This window comes from Metabacillus niabensis (assembly GCF_902829255.1).
Taxonomy (GTDB): domain Bacteria; phylum Bacillota; class Bacilli; order Bacillales; family Bacillaceae; genus Metabacillus; species Metabacillus niabensis.
Genome location: NZ_CADEPK010000006.1, coordinates 21,993 through 37,126 on the forward strand (window position 1 = coordinate 21,993; position 15,134 = coordinate 37,126).

Sequence of the window (15,134 nt, forward strand, 5' to 3'; positions counted from 1 at the left end):
TAGACATCTCGAAAAGCGGAAGCGCCTTGCTCAGCCCCGACAAGCATAAGACAAGAAAGATTGGAAGGTGCTCTTTTCCTTCTATTCCTATGTGGCTTATGACCTCGAGGGGCTAGGCGTTGCAGCTAGACATCTCGAAAAGCGGAAGCGCCAGCTTAGTCTCAGTCTAATACAACATAGATTATTACTAGACATAACGGTAATCAAGTAATCTATATTTTTCCACACAAAAAAGACCCCATAAATGGAGTCTTTTTATAAGAGCTGCTTATGCAGCGTTAAGCTTATTTTTGTACGTTAGCAGCTTGTGGTCCACGAGCTCCTTGCTCAACTTCAAAAGTTACTGTTTGGCCTTCTTCTAAAGTTTTGAAGCCTTCGCCTTGGATAGCAGAGAAGTGTACGAATACATCGTCTTGACCTTCAACTTCGATAAATCCAAAACCTTTTTCTGAGTTAAACCATTTTACTTTACCTTCTAACATTGCTTTTCCTCCTGTGTGGAATGAATATGTCCACATGTATTACTATTCTTGCTAGACAACGATCGTTTTAAGAGGAGGAAACTTTTGAAGCAACTTCCATCTAACATCCTTATCCGAACAAAAATAATTACTTTCATTCTATCACCAATTGGAAACGAATGCAAGGATAGAAAAGTCCCTTTACCATATATTCTAATAGGTATTATCTCTCAATTTTTCCCATTAACCATTGCTACTTTACGCCCGTTTAAAAGGCCACCAGTTTCCGGATCCAAAATTTTTCACCATTACTGGAATTAATAACGGTAATACGATGAACGCATACAGCAATAGCCCTGTTAAGATAATCGCTGCAATTTGGATAAGTGATAGCATCCCAGATGGAATCATCGCTGCAAATGTCCCGCCTAAAATGACAACCGCAGATATAATAACAGTTCCCATCCTTTTCATCGCGAGCAGCATCGCTTCACCAACCGATAAATCTTTATATTCATTAAAGCGATCCATGAGGAAGATACTATAATCAACACCTAGCGCAACTAAAATAACAAAAGCAAAGAACGGAACAGCCCAGCTAATTCCTGAATAGCCTAATATATTGACAAAGATTACTTCATTAATTCCCATCGCTGTGTAATACGTTAAAATTAATGAAGCGATCAAGTAAAGCGGCATAATAATGGATCTGAACAAGAAAACAAGGATAAACGCGATACCGACAAGCATCAACACAACCGTACGTGTGTAATCATTGTTTGACATTGTACTTAAATCAGCATTTGTGCTCGTTATTCCACCGATTGCAACCTTTGCATTTTCAAGCTTCGTATCCTTCGTTACTCGTTCAATAGCTGCGTTTAACTCATCTACTTGATTTATAGCCTCATTTGAGTATGGATTTGCTTTAAAAATAACATCAATTGTCATCACTTTACGGTCTGCTGATAGATACGTATCCAACGATTCTTTAAATTCATCACTTGCTAACACTTCCTCTGGTAAATAGAACCCTGAAGAGTCGTCAGTTTTTGATAGGTCTGTTAAATACTGCTGTGCAGAGCCTAATCCATCAGACACTTGGTTTAACCCATCAACGCTTTGGCCAAGTCCATCGGTTAATTGATTCATTTGCCCATCAAGATCACCGAAACCGTCTAATAATTGCTTCTGACCATCTGCAACACCAGATAATCCATCAGAAAGCTTAGGCATATTGCTAACAATTTGTCCTTGACCATCTGCTAATTGATTCAACCCTGCTTGCTGCTGTTCAATTCCAGCAATTAATTGTGTGAGACCATCGGAAATTTGTGATTGACCTTCAATTAATGCTGCAAAACCTTCATTTGCAGTAGTAACACCATTTGTTGCTTCCGTTAATTTTTGATTTAATGTATTTAAACCCGTTACCATTGCTGGAAGTTTATCCTTCTTCGTGACAGTTTCCACAGTGAACTTAATTTTCCCAAAAGTTTGTTGGAAATTAGGGTCAGCTAATAATTTAGCGTATTCTTGGTTTCCTTTAAGGTTTTCTTCAAGAGTAGCAATATCGTTATTAAGGCCTATTAGTGCTGTAGAAATTTCTCCAAGCCCTTTCGCAACCTTTCCGTACTCTGTACTCAATGTATTCAATCCAACCGCTACATCTTTGTATCCATTTAATAGCTGATTACTTTTTTCCTGAACTTGGAGAGCTCCTGTCTTTGCGTCAGCTAAGCCCTTTTTAATTTCGTCTGCACCTGCTGAGCCTTGGCGGATTCCCTCTTCAATTTTCGCTAAGTTTGTTTGGATTTCTGTTAATCCTGAATTAATTTCTGTCGTTCCATCAATTAATTGAGTAATTCCATCTGTTGCCTCTTTAAGCTGTGGAGATGATTTTGATAATTCACTTTCTGCATCTGCTAAGCCATCGCTTATTTCAACAAGACCTTCCTTCCCTTCACCAAGACCTTCCTCTAATGTTTTAGCTTGGTTGGAAACATAGAAATCTTCAATTTTCTCGCCAGTCGGTCTCGTTACAGAGCGAACTGTATCAACTAGGTCAACCTTTTCCAGCTCTTTAGAAATATTTTCTGCAAGACTGATATATTCAGTTGAATCCATCGCTTCATCGTTTTCTAATACAATTTGCGTTGGCATTGATTCACCTGGACCAAATCCTTCAGCAATTGCATTAAATGCTTTTATTGAATTTACATCACCGCTTATTTCTTCTAGCGAGTTATATGATAGCTCACCATCATATTGCACAAGAAATGGCACGGAAACCGCGGCAACGATAAGCAGCGCAATAAGTGGTCTTGAAAGGGAAAATTTCCCGACAACACCCCATAATTTACTTTCACCATGCTCTAGCTTTCCTTTTGCAGGCCAAAATATTTTGCTTCCTAAGACAGCCATAAAAAACGGAACAACTGTGAATAAGGCAATAATTAAAACCGCGACACCTACCGCTACAGCAGCTGCTGATTGATAAAGCTTAAACTGGGAAAATCCAATTGCAGCAAACCCGATCATAACTGCTAAGCCACTGAAAAACACTGTACGACCAGCGTTACGATAAGTCTCAACAATCGCTTCTGTAATGCTCTCTCTATGAGCTAACTCCTCTTTAAAACGACTTAAAAGTAAAATACAATAATCCGTTCCGATTCCAAATAAGACGGCTACTAAAAAGATTTGCGTAAAGTTAGAAATCGGGAAGTTTAATTTATCGACCAATATTGCGACAATTGATTGTGATGCCAAATACGTTATCCCAACTGTGATAAGAGGAATAAGTGGTGCAATCACAGAGCGGAAAACTAGAAGTAATACAGCTAGAATGAATACAACCGTAATTCCCTCTGTCTTTTTCAGGCCTTCCTCAGAGCTGTTCATGACATCTTCATCAATCATCCAGTCACTAGTGTAATAATGGTCTACATCAACATCCTCTATCGTTTCGTATAATAAATCAGATAGCTCCTTTGCTTCACGGTCATTCCATGTAACCGTAACAGAAGCTAGGATCGTTTTTCCATCTTTTGAAACTAGCTGATCCTTTAAGCTTTCTTCATGAAAATGAGTAAGAATGCTTGAAACACCTAGCTCTTTATTATCCTCTAATAAATTAATCGCCTTTTCAGCCTCACTTATTTCATGTTCAGTAAGACCCTTCTCATTATGAAAGACTAAAGCTACATCTGTTTCATCCTTTGCATTTTCTTGATTTTGTACATCCTCTAATATTTCAGATGCAAGTGAGGATGAGTACCCTTCAGGAACACTAATTTGTCCTTTTTCCCTTACAAGATCAGCCATACTCGGTGCAAGCAAAAACAGTCCTATAACAATGGCAATCCATGCAGCAATGACAACCCATTTTCCTTTAATAATCGAATTCACTACTATTCCTCCAATTGACAGTCTTTTATATTCGTTAAAATGTTATTTAGCTTCTCATATGTTTCAATGAAAGAAACAATCTCTTGTTCATCGAAACTCGTAATAAATGTTTTTACTAAATTTTGAATATTTTTTTCTGCTTTAGAATGAGTTTAAATGAGTTATACGACTATTTTTGTTATTCTTTCTTTTCTTACAATAGCTTACTTTATTTATGTGGAAATTACGGATTAACAATAAAGAAATCTGTTTGCTATAATTCCTTTTTTATTAAAAATAAACAGGTGGACTTATACAATCCACCTGTTTACTTACGTTCTTTTTGTCTTTTTTCTTGCAGAATCTACTTGTTTTCCTCTAGTTTCATGTTCTGTCGTGCCTTGTCCCTCAACATTTGGAGAACTAAGTCCAGTTGTTGATGGATCAGATTTTCGTTTAGCCATCGTCTTACACACCTCCATGATGTTATATTCTACTAATTTTAAATTTCTATAACACCATAGTGAAATTTTGCTGATTTCCGAACGGTGACTGTGAAATTATGCTCTATAAAACGATGACTTTTCCAATGGTCCTTTAATACAATTCTCCTTTTTGCTACCCTTTTAGCTTCTTCAATGGTTTCTGAACTTAACGGAGAATAAACTGCAATATTTCTTAATGGACTAATCCCCTTTGAATCGCTAATTGTTTCAACAAACATCGGATCAAAATATACAACATCAAAGGAATTATCTGGATATGACCGTAAATAATCAAGGTGGTTGCCTGTCTTTACCTCAATCCGCCTCATGGCACTGTCGAAACTGTTTATCCCAGTTTCCCATTGCTTTAATCCTTCATGTACGACATATGCTAAAATTTCATTCGCTTCTATCCCTTGAACAATTCCTTCTTGACCAACGACAAAACTTGCAACAATACTATCAGAGGCTAATCCGAGTGTACAATCCAGAAAAGTGTCCCCTTCATGAAGTTTACATGCAATGCAAAAAGGGTCTTCCTCATGATTTAAAAGCCTTTTAATCCTAAACATAGCTGAATTTGGATGAAAGAACAATGGCTCATTTGAATGAAGAATATGCAATTCAAGTCGATTTTTCCCAACAACAAGGACATCTTGTGCATAATATTGTTTCATTTCTTCTACCGATCTTTTGCTTCTATTCATAAATGGTTTGTTCAATTTCAGTGCTATTTCCTTTGCTTTATAGATAGAAGATTTATTTGGTCTTCCAGAGGTTGTAACAATCATGTTCCATCTCAACTTTCTTTATCAATATAAAAAGAGGGGTGACACGAGAGGAACGTAATTCTCATGAAATAGCATTTTCTAATTACAGGTCGCTATTACTTGAGAGGTCTTTCCTTCTCTGTCACCCATTTATAGTTTAGCAATATTTAGCAAAGGCATTTTCTAAGTTTTGCATAATTTCTTCAATTCCATACCCCTCAATTTCATGCCTTGGGATAAAATGAACAACCTCTTTACCTTTTAATAGAGCCATTGAAGGTGATGAAGGCTCATATCCCGTAAAATATTCTCTCATTTTACTTGTTGCCTCTTTATCTTGTCCTGCGAATACTGTTACGAATTGGTCAGGCTTTTTACTAGCATGTAATACAGCTTGTGTTGCTGCAGGACGTGCTAAACCTGCTGCACACCCACAAACTGAATTAACAACAACTAAAGTTGTTCCATTTACATTTTCCATAAAGTTTTCTACTTCTTCAGCGGAAGTTAATTCTTCAAAACCCGCATTAGTTAACTCAGCTCTCATCGGTTTAACGATTTGTCTCATATATTCTTCATATGCCATTGACATATTCAATCACTCCAATCCTCTAATAAATTATTATTTTTGCTGAAAAGTCATTTTTTCTATAATCCAGTATTGACTAGTTTAATTCTTTCTACTCTCAGTCATTTGCTTCCAAACCGAACCTTTAGCTTCTTCTCCACCTTCGATTCTTTCTATAGCCATTTTTATTTGCATACTCACTTCAAACTCTGAATCATCTTCTGCTGCCTTTAAAGCTGGTAAAGCTTTTTCATCGCCAACTTCATATAAAAACATTGCCGCTCTCCAGCGAACAAGTTTATTTTTATCCTTTAATGCCTCCATCATCGGTTCCATCGCTTGAGGATCCCCAAGATCAGATAAACAATCCCCTGCAGTTCTTCTAACAGTCACCGATTTATCCTTAAGTGCTTTATACAATAATGGAAGTACGCTAGGTTTTTCAATCATGCCTAAATACACTGTAGCAAGTCTTCTGATAGATGGCTTTTCATCGTCTAACGCTTTTTCTAAGACTGGTATATCTTCTTCTGTTGGGTCCATTTGATCTAAATGCGAAAAACGTACAGTCCAATCTTCATGATCCATCATATCTAATGTTACTTTGTATGATTTTCTATTATTGTAATTTTCAACTTGATTTTCCATAGATGCCGCTTGGATTAATTTTTCAAGTCGGTCATTAGGATATGCTGCACTGATTTCATCAACAACCTCTTTACCAATGTCAGCAAGCTCACCATATCTTACCCCATGTTCCTTCCACTTTCGCTCCAACACAATATTATCATTTGCTTGTTGAGCAGCCAATACAGCTTCTTTAAAACGTTCCGGCAGTCCAAAGCGCTCTTCCTTTAAACCATCGGTAAGCTTAAGTTGCATAGGAATTTGATGGAACATTTGAATAAATACCTTGACTTCACCAAATGCTTCATCAGTATTTTGCTCATTATTAAACCCTTCTTCAATGTTTTCACCAAATGCTTGGCGAACCTGTGCTAAAATATCCTTCCAATCAAATTTTGCGTTTCTCTCAACAGCTAAAAAATCTGCTACATGATAAACACCTTTTACACCCTCTATTTTTAATATCTCTCCAATTACACCTGGAGCTTCGTTTGCCTGATCCTTTTTATAATTATTGCTTTTACCTGAAGGCAACTCCTCTGTCAAAAGCACCTTCATTGTATTAGGACTAGGAGTAGGTTCTATCGACTTAATTTTCATAATGCGCAACTCCTTTCATTCGTAATAATATTGTAACATAGTCATTTAAATGAGTGCTATCAATAGGTTTCAAACTTGTCTAACGGTAGACGTCCTTCACCTATTTTGTCATATATCCCCTATCTGAATCGTATGTTTTCATTGATATTGTATTATAATTTATCCATGTTAGGAGAGACATCGATGAAGGTAGTAAAACCAACGAAAGATGCATTGATCATTTCTTCTGTAGCCGCCGGCATTTTATTTAGTGGTCCTGCACTCGTTATGGCCTCTGAGGAAGCTACTCAAAAAGATTTTACAAAAGCAATAGAGGATACACAAGTCGTTCGATATGGGCACACTGGTTATTTTGTCTCAAATATTCAAGCAAATCTTGCCGATCTTACATTGTATCAAGGTGCTGTTGATGGTGTATATGGAAAATTAACTGAGAAATCTGTCAAGCAGTTTCAACGGCTACACCATTTAAAGGTTGATGGAATTGTTGGAAAGGAAACATTAACAAAATTAACCTCTATAAAAAAACCTGTTGAAGAATTTCAATACGGAGATATTAGAGAGGAGGTTAAATCCTTTCAAACAAAATTACATGCTTTAAATTATTATTATGGTCAAATTGATGGGGTATTTGGTCCACTTACATTACAAGCAGTTAAGGAGTATCAGCAAAAAAATAATCTCGAAGAAACTGGAAAGCTTAATTCACCTACACAAATTCATTTACTTTCAAACCGAAATAAAAAGGGGATAACACTAACAACGAAGAAGGTAAAGACAGCTCATAACACAGAGTTACAATCATCAGTTACATCTATTGCGAAAAGCTTACTTGGTACAAAGTACGAATGGGGCGGAAATACTCCCTCTGGATTCGATTGTAGTGGCTTTATTAAATACGTATTTGCAGAAACGAATATTCTATTACCGAGAACGGTCAATGAAATTTGGAACTATACGGTCCATACACAAAAGGTTGGAATTGGAGATTTAGTCTTTTTCGAGACTTATAAGCCAGGCCCTTCTCACGTAGGAATATACTTAGGAAACGGGCAATTTATACACACAAGCTCTTCAAAAGGGGTAACGATTACAAGTCTTTCAAACCCATACTGGAAGGAAAGATATCTAGGAGCAAAAAAAGTTCCAAAAGCTTGATGATATAGGAAGGAATCTTGTATTACACGCTATTCTCCACATAGATGTTGCATAATTAAAATTAAAGGGTGTATATACATTGGTATTACAAACAAACTACCATGACATTGGTCAACCATGGTTTGGAAAACATGTCATCATACTAAATTGTTCAATCCATAATAAGTTTATCCAAATATATAAAAGTTACCATGCCCCAATCGAACCACCTCGACCTAATTGCGCAGAAACGATATCACAGCTTATTAGTATTGGCTATAAGCTACAAGCTGTTACAGCATTACCTTTCAATCAAGTTCAGTATGTCTTCATTCTATAGGTTTTTTTCGTAAACTTGTTGTCTTTATATGTTGGACATTTTGAGGTTGTGTGGTAAGACTCCTTTTAGGACATTGCGGGTTTGAATAATATCTCACCTTTCCTGCATCCCCTAAAGGAGTCTCTATATTTGTTCCAACCACCCTACTTTTCCAACTACAAAATGGTGCTAATTTATCAAAGACAATAAGATGGAGCGCATCTTGTAATGAAAAAAGAGACTACTTATCGATTATCCTTTTATACATTTTCACTTTAAAACTCCCCACACAATAAAAGATTGTTTCATTTTGTAGTAAGTAGCAAAAAGCTTAATCCTCAAAATTTACCTGTAATAAGGTAATTGCGTGATCAACGATATGCAATAATTCCTCAATATCATTCTCCCTTTCACCAAATAATGTACAAAATTCAACCAAATAGAGAATAGAAAAATGGCTAATCGAACCCGTTAGTTCTTTTGTTATAAATAGTTTAATTATATGTTGCCCCCAAAGTTTGTTAAGTTTCTTTAATAATATTTCATCATATTCTTGACCATTTCCCTTTTCGTGAAAAGAAAGCTTAACAACACATCCTGGTTCCTTGACTGTCTTTAACAGCTCACCTGCAAGTTGTTTTTGACTCATTTTGATATCGATTGTGACATATCGCTTATTATTATCTTCCTTAGCAATTGTGATCGAATAAAGTCTTGACATTGTAGCAAGATCGATCGTATCCTTTCGATCTGTAACAACTATTAATTTCTCAAGATCTAAGTCATAAATATACCCTTCAACTATCACTTTTAAATTATCAAATACTGTCGGATCGAACATAATGGTCTCCTGCCTCAACTATTAATTAAATAATTCCTTAAATTTTTTAAGTTAAATACAAAAATTCAATTTGAATTATTATTCTAAATTTTCTATAATAAAACATTAGAACTTAAGTATAATCAATCAATGCATGCTATAATAAAAAGCTGATTAAGTAAAATACTGTTTTTATCTGAAATAACGTTTTTACTAATTATTTAATCACTTTATATAAATAAACAAAACAATTTATAATAATTTGTTACTATTAAATCATCAGAAAGATGAAATCATTTTTCGGGGGTGCTTGCTTTGCCAATTAACATACCTAGTCATTTACCAGCAAAAGAAATTTTAGAACAAGAGAATATTTTTATTATGGACGAAAAAAGAGCATATTCTCAAGATATTCGACCTTTAAACATTGTTATTTTGAACATTATGCCTGAAAAGGAAAAAACTGAAACACAATTATTGCGTTTGTTAGGAAATTCTCCCCTCCAGTTAAACATAACATTTTTGAGACCAGAAACGCATACATCTAAAACAACAGCGATTGAACATTTAAAAGAATTTTATACAACATTTAAACATATTAAACATAGAAAATTTGACGGAATGATTATTACTGGAGCTCCGATCGAGCACTTAGAATTCCACGAGGTATTATATTGGCCAGAATTACAAACGATAATGGATTGGACAAAGACTAACGTTACCTCAACTTTACATATTTGTTGGGGTGCGCAAGCAGGACTTTTCCATCACTACGGTGTAAATAAATATAAATTAGACAAAAAATGCTTTGGGATTTTTAAGCATGAAATAATTGATCCGTCTATAAAATTATTAAGAGGATTCGATGACCACTATTACGTTCCACATTCTCGACATACAGATGTAAAGAGGGATGATATTGAACGAATTTCGGATCTTCAGATTCTTTCCTATTCAGAGGAAGCTGGCGTTTGCCTTGTTATGTCTAAGGATGGGAAGCACATATTCTTAACAGGACATCCTGAATACGAAAGAACTTCGCTAAAGGATGAATATGAAAGAGATTTAGCAAAAGGTTTAAACATTGATATACCTAAAAACTACTTTGAAGATAACAATCCTGCAAATACACCTGTTCATTGCTGGCGTTCACATGCAAACCTGCTCTTTGTTAATTGGTTAAATTACTATGTATATCAAGAAACACCATATATTTGGGATTGAGAAGGCAAGAAGATTTTTCACTTTGTAAATAGGTAATTTTACTTTCAACCTTTCTACTTGATTCAAATCATAATAATCAATTATTTCAATATTTTACATCTTAAGAAATAATTAATAATTGCTTTATAAAAAAGTAATATTTGTATGGTATTCTTTAAGACAAATTCAGTTTTATTTTCAATAGCAAGATTCAAATATGCTTACTATAGCTTAAGATATTATTTTGTACTTTCTTATGTTGAAAATGTCTTTTTTTCAAAAAAATAACTTAATATAATAACAGTAAAGAATGCACTACTATTTATTTTAATAGATTATAGTATACTGTTTTGCATTAGGTTCTAACTGATTTAAATAAACTGTATTTGTTGAATGATCCGTTTTTGATTAAATTGAGGTGAAAATGTTGAATAGCAATAGCAATTCAAAAGTATTAATATTAACAGCGAAGTACGGAAATGGTCATGTTCAGGTAGCAAAAACTCTAGAAAATAAATGTAAAGAACTTGGCTTTAAAAAAGTAACAATTTGTAATTTATATTCAGAATCATTCCCGATTTTTTCTGAAATTACTCAATATTTATATTTAAAAAGCTTTTCAATTGGCAAACAATTTTATCGACTCTTTTATTACGGTGTAGACAAAATTTACAATAAACGGATGATGAATCTTTATTTTAAAATGGGACATAAACGGTTGCATCAAATTGTTCAAAATGAACAACCAGATATTATTATTAATACTTTTCCAATGATTGTCGTTCCGGAGTACCGTAGAAAAACAGGTACAGTCATCCCTACCTTTAATGTATTAACAGATTTCTGTTTACACAAAATATGGGTTCACGAAAATATCGATAAATACTATGTTGCTACAAATCATGTGAAAAATAAATTAACTGAGATAGGTGTCCATCCAAACTCTATTAAAGTGACTGGAATACCTATCCGTGCGCAATTTGAAGAAAAGCGAAATCAAAAAGAAATTTATGAAAAGTATCAGCTAGATCCTAATAAAAAAACGTTGTTAATCATGGCAGGAGCTCACGGTGTTTTAAAAAATGTTAAAGAGCTATGTCAAACATTTATTACGAATCGTAAGGATATTCAAACTGTTGTTGTATGTGGAAAAAATACTTTGTTAAAGGAAAGTCTTGAACCACTTGCACAAATGTATCCTGAAAACTTTAAAGTATATAGTTATGTTGAACGTGTTGATGAACTATATCAAATAACTTCTTGTATGATCACAAAACCAGGTGGGATAACATTAACTGAAGCAACAGCACTTGGTGTACCGGTTATTCTATTTAAACCAGTACCTGGACAAGAAAAGGAAAATGCCCTTTTCTTTGAACAGAATCGTGCGGCAATTGTTGTCAATCAAATTGAAGATATGGCTGATGAAGTTGATAAGCTTCTTTCTGATCAAGAAAAGCTTGAAGAGATGAAGAAGAATATAAAAAAGCTTCATGTTCCTCATTCTGCTGACTTGATTTTAGAAGATATTATTAAAGAATCTTCATTTATTAAAGAAAAACATATGATGGCTGGCTCTGTTAACTATTAGTTTAACTCTAGGGTGAAGCGGGTAAAATTATCACTTACCTGGAGGGAAACATGGATACAAGTACTCATATTACAATGGGTTTTGGATTAGCTGGTTTGGCTCTTTTAGACCCTTCCATCGATTCAAATCCGCAATTAGCAAATGCTATAATGCTTTGTACTGTGGTCGGCTCAAATGCTCCAGATTTTGACTATTTCATAAAGCTTTTCAAAGGTAATGGAATGTATGTTGAACATCATCGTGGTGCTTCTCATTCCATTCCCGCCCTTTTTATTTGGTCATTATTAATAAGTGGAATTACTTTTTCCTTTTTCAATGATGCATCATTTTTTCAGCTTTTTATCTGGACGTTGATAGCTGTTGTAGTACATGTCGTGTTTGATATTTTTAATGCTTATGGTACACAAGCAGGTCGCCCATTTACAAAAAAGTGGTTATCCATTAACATTATTCCCTTATTTGATCCCTTTATCATGTTTATCCATTTTATTGGGTTTACTTTTTGGATCATCGGTTTTCATCCAGGATTTGTTTTTATTTACGCCTACTTCATTATTATTGGCTATATTATCCTCCGTTTTCTAATAGCTAATAGAAAAAAACAATTGATTGGCACGGAAGAATCCCAACCTTCAAATCGGATTACATTAATTCCGTCAATTTGGTTAAATAAGTGGGATATTGTCATCGAAAAGGAAAAAAGTTATGATGTTGGGCGTATCGAAGGGAAAGCAATTATTTGGTATCATCACTTTGATAAGTACAACAATGATAGCAATATTATAAATAAATCTTTAAAGGATAAAAACGTTAATCATTTTTTAGCAAACTCAAAACATACTCATGTTCTAACTCATCCTACCTCCTCAGGAATTGAGGTTCGATGGATAGACCTACGTTTTCGAAATAAAAACCATTATCCATATATGGCTGTCGTTAAATTTGATAAGGAAAACAACATTCAAGCATCATACACTGGATGGGTACACAATACAAGTCATCTAAGTGAAAAGCTCGCTAAACCTGAGCGTTCAATCGTTGCAAATGGTTGATTATTAGATCGTTAAAACTACCTTTACTAATTAAAGGTAGTTTTTTTATAAGGCTCTTTTCTAAAATGTTGTTGTTTTAATAAACTAAATATAGATTATTTGGATCCCATGTGCGAGACTCCTGCAATGTGAGTAGGATTGTTCTAGAAAGGTGTTGTGTTAACACCTTGGAGTCTACACCACTCCGAGGTAACAACAACATTTTAGAATAATGATTAATGGTAAAATGCATGTTTTACTAATATTTTTGGAATAGTAATATTGTTTATCTTGTAGTGATCGATAGATATTCTTTTAAAGGAGGAATTCGATGACGAAAAAAGTCAATAAGGGTAGTAATAATCAAAATTCACCTCAAAACGGACATAATCAAATGGAGATCGCAAACGATTTTATCGCAGGAGATAATAGTAAGGGAAATAAACGAAATAAAGATCAATGGGATAAATCTGGAGATAATTAATCATTCAAAATTCTTTCTTCACTATACTATTGAATAGCTTTACAAATAATAAAAAAGTGCAAGAGCTCTCTATAAAGAGTACTTGCACTTTATATTTTTTAATTACCTAATCCTTCTGTTTTAATAGCGCGCTCAACTGCTTCTAATGCAGCCTCTTCGTCACTACCTGTAGCAGTAATTTTTATTTCTGCTCCTTTTGAAATCCCCAAAGACATGACACCCATGATAGATTTTAAATTTACTGTTCTACCATTCGCTTCAAGATTAACTTCTGATGTGAATGAGTTTACAGCATTAACAAGTGCTGTTGCTGGTCTCGCATGTAACCCTGCATCATTTGTAATCGTAAACGTTTTTTCTACCATATAGACATTCTCCTTCCATATTAGCCAATGTAGCTTTTCTCTTACAAGAATGTATGATGAATTATGTATAATTCTCTTCATCTCATGCAGCTATAAAAAGCTACTTTAGTTATTACCATTATTATAACCTTTTTTTATAAAAAGGGAACTACTCTTTATTGAATTTGGTAGACTTTCTGACAATTTATTTCATATTGAACTAGTAAGGTAAATGTATCTGTATTTATGCGCTCGACAACAATTGAATTTCGCTCTTTGTCCTGAAGGAGAACCGATGATGACTTCTTCATTTTTAATAATTCACGATTTGATTTTGTTAAAAAATCAATTGCTTTAGAAAAACCTTCATCATCTACTCTTCTACTTCTTATAATGAAAATATCTTCACCATATAATCGAATTCTACGCATTTAATCCAACTCCATACTTTTTAACCATTATATGCTTGGACAAATAAATGTATTATTTTAAATTTTAAATTTCAGAAAGTTTTGTTAAAAAATTCTTCTTCACCTTGACGTGTGTTATAAATATGTTGTATAGTAAAAGCATCATTAAGCTGAGTATATATGATAGCGTTTTTATAAAATATTATTCTCATACATATTATATTCTGCTTTTGATAAAAACTTTTTTTAGCACCACCTGTGCTACAGTATTAGGAGGATTAAGTACTATGCAAAACGGTAAAGTAAAATGGTTTAACAACGAAAAAGGTTTTGGTTTTATCGAAGTTGAAGGTGGGGACGATGTATTCGTACACTTCACTGCTATCCAAGGTGAAGGATACAAATCATTAGAAGAAGGTCAAGAGGTTTCTTTTGAAATTGTAGAAGGAAATCGTGGACCACAAGCTGCAAATGTAACAAAGTTATAATCACAACAAAATGAATGTGATTTAACATACAATGCATGAAACTAACAGAGGCCGAGGTAACTCCGCCTCTTTTTTGTTTGCAATTAAATTGGAAGTTAAATGTACTACCTATTCTACTTACATCTTTGTTTATTTTTGACTTACTATAATATATTCGATTGCTTTTATATTTTGTTTAATCCCTTTTTCAATCCGACTCACTTCATGTTGGTTAAAAATATTCGCATTGTTCGCTATAAAGACTAATTTATCAAGATCACGATATATTTCTGAAAATGCTTCCTTTATCGTTAAATGTAAAGCATCATTTCCCATTACTGTTTTTCCCCCTTTCTAGTACGTAATTTGACGATTTTTTTAGTTAAAAAGTTGCATATTCGTGTTATATTTTTACATAGTATACGTC

Annotated in this window: 17 protein-coding genes; 7 read left to right on the top strand and 10 right to left on the bottom strand. The window is 34.1% G+C overall.

What is annotated here, in order from left to right; translation table 11 throughout:
- Positions 1-284: 284 nt before the first annotated feature.
- From HU235_RS01365 to HU235_RS01390, 6 genes are all read right to left on the bottom strand, one after another.
- Positions 285-482 carry a cold-shock protein gene (locus HU235_RS01365; RefSeq protein WP_066330280.1) on the bottom strand — a complete coding sequence of 66 codons (198 nt, stop codon included), beginning with the start codon at positions 480-482 and terminating at the stop codon, positions 285-287.
- Positions 483-719: 237 nt separating this feature from the next.
- Entirely contained in the window at positions 720-3,872 is a 3,153-nt protein-coding gene (locus HU235_RS01370; protein ID WP_174879170.1) for an MMPL family transporter, read from the bottom strand.
- A gap of 311 nt (positions 3,873-4,183) precedes the next feature.
- The gene (locus HU235_RS01375; protein ID WP_095301292.1) at positions 4,184-4,315 is read right to left on the bottom strand and encodes a YuzL family protein; all 132 of its coding nucleotides are present in this window, start codon (positions 4,313-4,315) and stop codon (positions 4,184-4,186) included.
- Between the two features lie 38 nt (positions 4,316-4,353).
- On the bottom strand, positions 4,354-5,127 hold the full coding sequence (locus tag HU235_RS01380) for a class I SAM-dependent methyltransferase (protein ID WP_145582349.1): 774 nt from the start codon (positions 5,125-5,127) through the stop codon (positions 4,354-4,356).
- Between the two features lie 136 nt (positions 5,128-5,263).
- Positions 5,264-5,698: a BrxA/BrxB family bacilliredoxin gene (locus HU235_RS01385; RefSeq protein WP_174879171.1), complete on the bottom strand. Its 435-nt coding sequence runs from the start codon at positions 5,696-5,698 to the stop codon at positions 5,264-5,266.
- Positions 5,699-5,776: 78 nt separating this feature from the next.
- Positions 5,777-6,901: a conserved virulence factor C family protein gene (locus tag HU235_RS01390; RefSeq protein WP_095301299.1), complete on the bottom strand. Its 1,125-nt coding sequence runs from the start codon at positions 6,899-6,901 to the stop codon at positions 5,777-5,779.
- Between the two features lie 183 nt (positions 6,902-7,084).
- Here HU235_RS01390 and HU235_RS01395 point away from each other — a divergent pair, with 183 nt between their 5' ends.
- Complete coding sequence (locus HU235_RS01395; protein WP_170944401.1) at positions 7,085-8,059, top strand: C40 family peptidase; 975 nt, start codon at positions 7,085-7,087, stop codon at positions 8,057-8,059.
- Between the two features lie 79 nt (positions 8,060-8,138).
- Positions 8,139-8,378 carry a hypothetical protein gene (locus HU235_RS01400; RefSeq protein ID WP_095301301.1) on the top strand — a complete coding sequence of 80 codons (240 nt, stop codon included), beginning with the start codon at positions 8,139-8,141 and terminating at the stop codon, positions 8,376-8,378.
- Between the two features lie 310 nt (positions 8,379-8,688).
- On the opposite strand, the gene HU235_RS01405 is transcribed toward HU235_RS01400, so the two are convergent.
- The gene (locus tag HU235_RS01405; protein ID WP_095301302.1) at positions 8,689-9,198 is read right to left on the bottom strand and encodes a hypothetical protein; all 510 of its coding nucleotides are present in this window, start codon (positions 9,196-9,198) and stop codon (positions 8,689-8,691) included.
- 294 nt (positions 9,199-9,492) lie between these two features.
- On the opposite strand from HU235_RS01405, the gene metA reads away from it, so the two are divergent.
- The 4 genes from metA to HU235_RS01425 all read left to right on the top strand — a co-directional run bounded on the left by metA (position 9,493) and on the right by HU235_RS01425 (position 13,486).
- Positions 9,493-10,401 (top strand): homoserine O-acetyltransferase MetA, encoded by a 909-nt coding sequence (gene metA, locus HU235_RS01410; RefSeq protein ID WP_174879172.1) that lies wholly within the window; start codon positions 9,493-9,495, stop codon positions 10,399-10,401.
- A gap of 406 nt (positions 10,402-10,807) precedes the next feature.
- Entirely contained in the window at positions 10,808-11,971 is a 1,164-nt protein-coding gene (locus HU235_RS01415) for a diglucosyl diacylglycerol synthase (protein ID WP_233452108.1), read from the top strand.
- A gap of 50 nt (positions 11,972-12,021) precedes the next feature.
- Positions 12,022-13,023, top strand: a complete 1,002-nt coding sequence (locus HU235_RS01420) for a metal-dependent hydrolase (protein WP_095301305.1) — start codon at positions 12,022-12,024, stop codon at positions 13,021-13,023.
- Between the two features lie 310 nt (positions 13,024-13,333).
- Positions 13,334-13,486 carry a hypothetical protein gene (locus tag HU235_RS01425; protein ID WP_170944402.1) on the top strand — a complete coding sequence of 51 codons (153 nt, stop codon included), beginning with the start codon at positions 13,334-13,336 and terminating at the stop codon, positions 13,484-13,486.
- 98 nt (positions 13,487-13,584) lie between these two features.
- Here the strand turns inward: HU235_RS01425 and HU235_RS01430 are convergent, their stop codons facing one another.
- Entirely contained in the window at positions 13,585-13,851 is a 267-nt protein-coding gene (locus tag HU235_RS01430) for a phosphocarrier protein HPr (RefSeq protein WP_095301306.1), read from the bottom strand.
- Between the two features lie 155 nt (positions 13,852-14,006).
- Entirely contained in the window at positions 14,007-14,261 is a 255-nt protein-coding gene (locus HU235_RS01435) for a hypothetical protein (protein WP_174879173.1), read from the bottom strand.
- Positions 14,262-14,527: 266 nt separating this feature from the next.
- Between HU235_RS01435 and cspD the strand changes: the two genes are divergently transcribed.
- Complete coding sequence (gene cspD / locus HU235_RS01440) at positions 14,528-14,728, top strand: cold-shock protein CspD (protein ID WP_026562601.1); 201 nt, start codon at positions 14,528-14,530, stop codon at positions 14,726-14,728.
- Positions 14,729-14,857: 129 nt separating this feature from the next.
- Here cspD and HU235_RS01445 read toward each other — a convergent pair whose 3' ends face one another.
- Positions 14,858-15,043 carry a hypothetical protein gene (locus tag HU235_RS01445; RefSeq protein ID WP_095301308.1) on the bottom strand — a complete coding sequence of 62 codons (186 nt, stop codon included), beginning with the start codon at positions 15,041-15,043 and terminating at the stop codon, positions 14,858-14,860.
- Positions 15,044-15,134: the final 91 nt, after the last annotated feature.

Coding starts and splice junctions, on each gene's coding strand:
- HU235_RS01365 (WP_066330280.1), bottom strand. CDS start 482: ATGTTAGAAGGTAAAGTAAAATGGTTTAACTCAGAAAAAGGTTTTGGA.
- HU235_RS01375 (WP_095301292.1), bottom strand. CDS start 4,315: ATGGCTAAACGAAAATCTGATCCATCAACAACTGGACTTAGTTCTCCA.
- HU235_RS01380 (WP_145582349.1), bottom strand. CDS start 5,127: ATGATTGTTACAACCTCTGGAAGACCAAATAAATCTTCTATCTATAAA.
- HU235_RS01385 (WP_174879171.1), bottom strand. CDS start 5,698: ATGTCAATGGCATATGAAGAATATATGAGACAAATCGTTAAACCGATG.
- HU235_RS01390 (WP_095301299.1), bottom strand. CDS start 6,901: ATGAAAATTAAGTCGATAGAACCTACTCCTAGTCCTAATACAATGAAG.
- HU235_RS01395 (WP_170944401.1), top strand. CDS start 7,085: ATGAAGGTAGTAAAACCAACGAAAGATGCATTGATCATTTCTTCTGTA.
- HU235_RS01405 (WP_095301302.1), bottom strand. CDS start 9,198: ATGTTCGATCCGACAGTATTTGATAATTTAAAAGTGATAGTTGAAGGG.
- HU235_RS01420 (WP_095301305.1), top strand. CDS start 12,022: ATGGATACAAGTACTCATATTACAATGGGTTTTGGATTAGCTGGTTTG.
- HU235_RS01425 (WP_170944402.1), top strand. CDS start 13,334: ATGACGAAAAAAGTCAATAAGGGTAGTAATAATCAAAATTCACCTCAA.
- HU235_RS01430 (WP_095301306.1), bottom strand. CDS start 13,851: ATGGTAGAAAAAACGTTTACGATTACAAATGATGCAGGGTTACATGCG.
- HU235_RS01435 (WP_174879173.1), bottom strand. CDS start 14,261: ATGCGTAGAATTCGATTATATGGTGAAGATATTTTCATTATAAGAAGT.
- cspD (WP_026562601.1), top strand. CDS start 14,528: ATGCAAAACGGTAAAGTAAAATGGTTTAACAACGAAAAAGGTTTTGGT.
- HU235_RS01445 (WP_095301308.1), bottom strand. CDS start 15,043: ATGGGAAATGATGCTTTACATTTAACGATAAAGGAAGCATTTTCAGAA.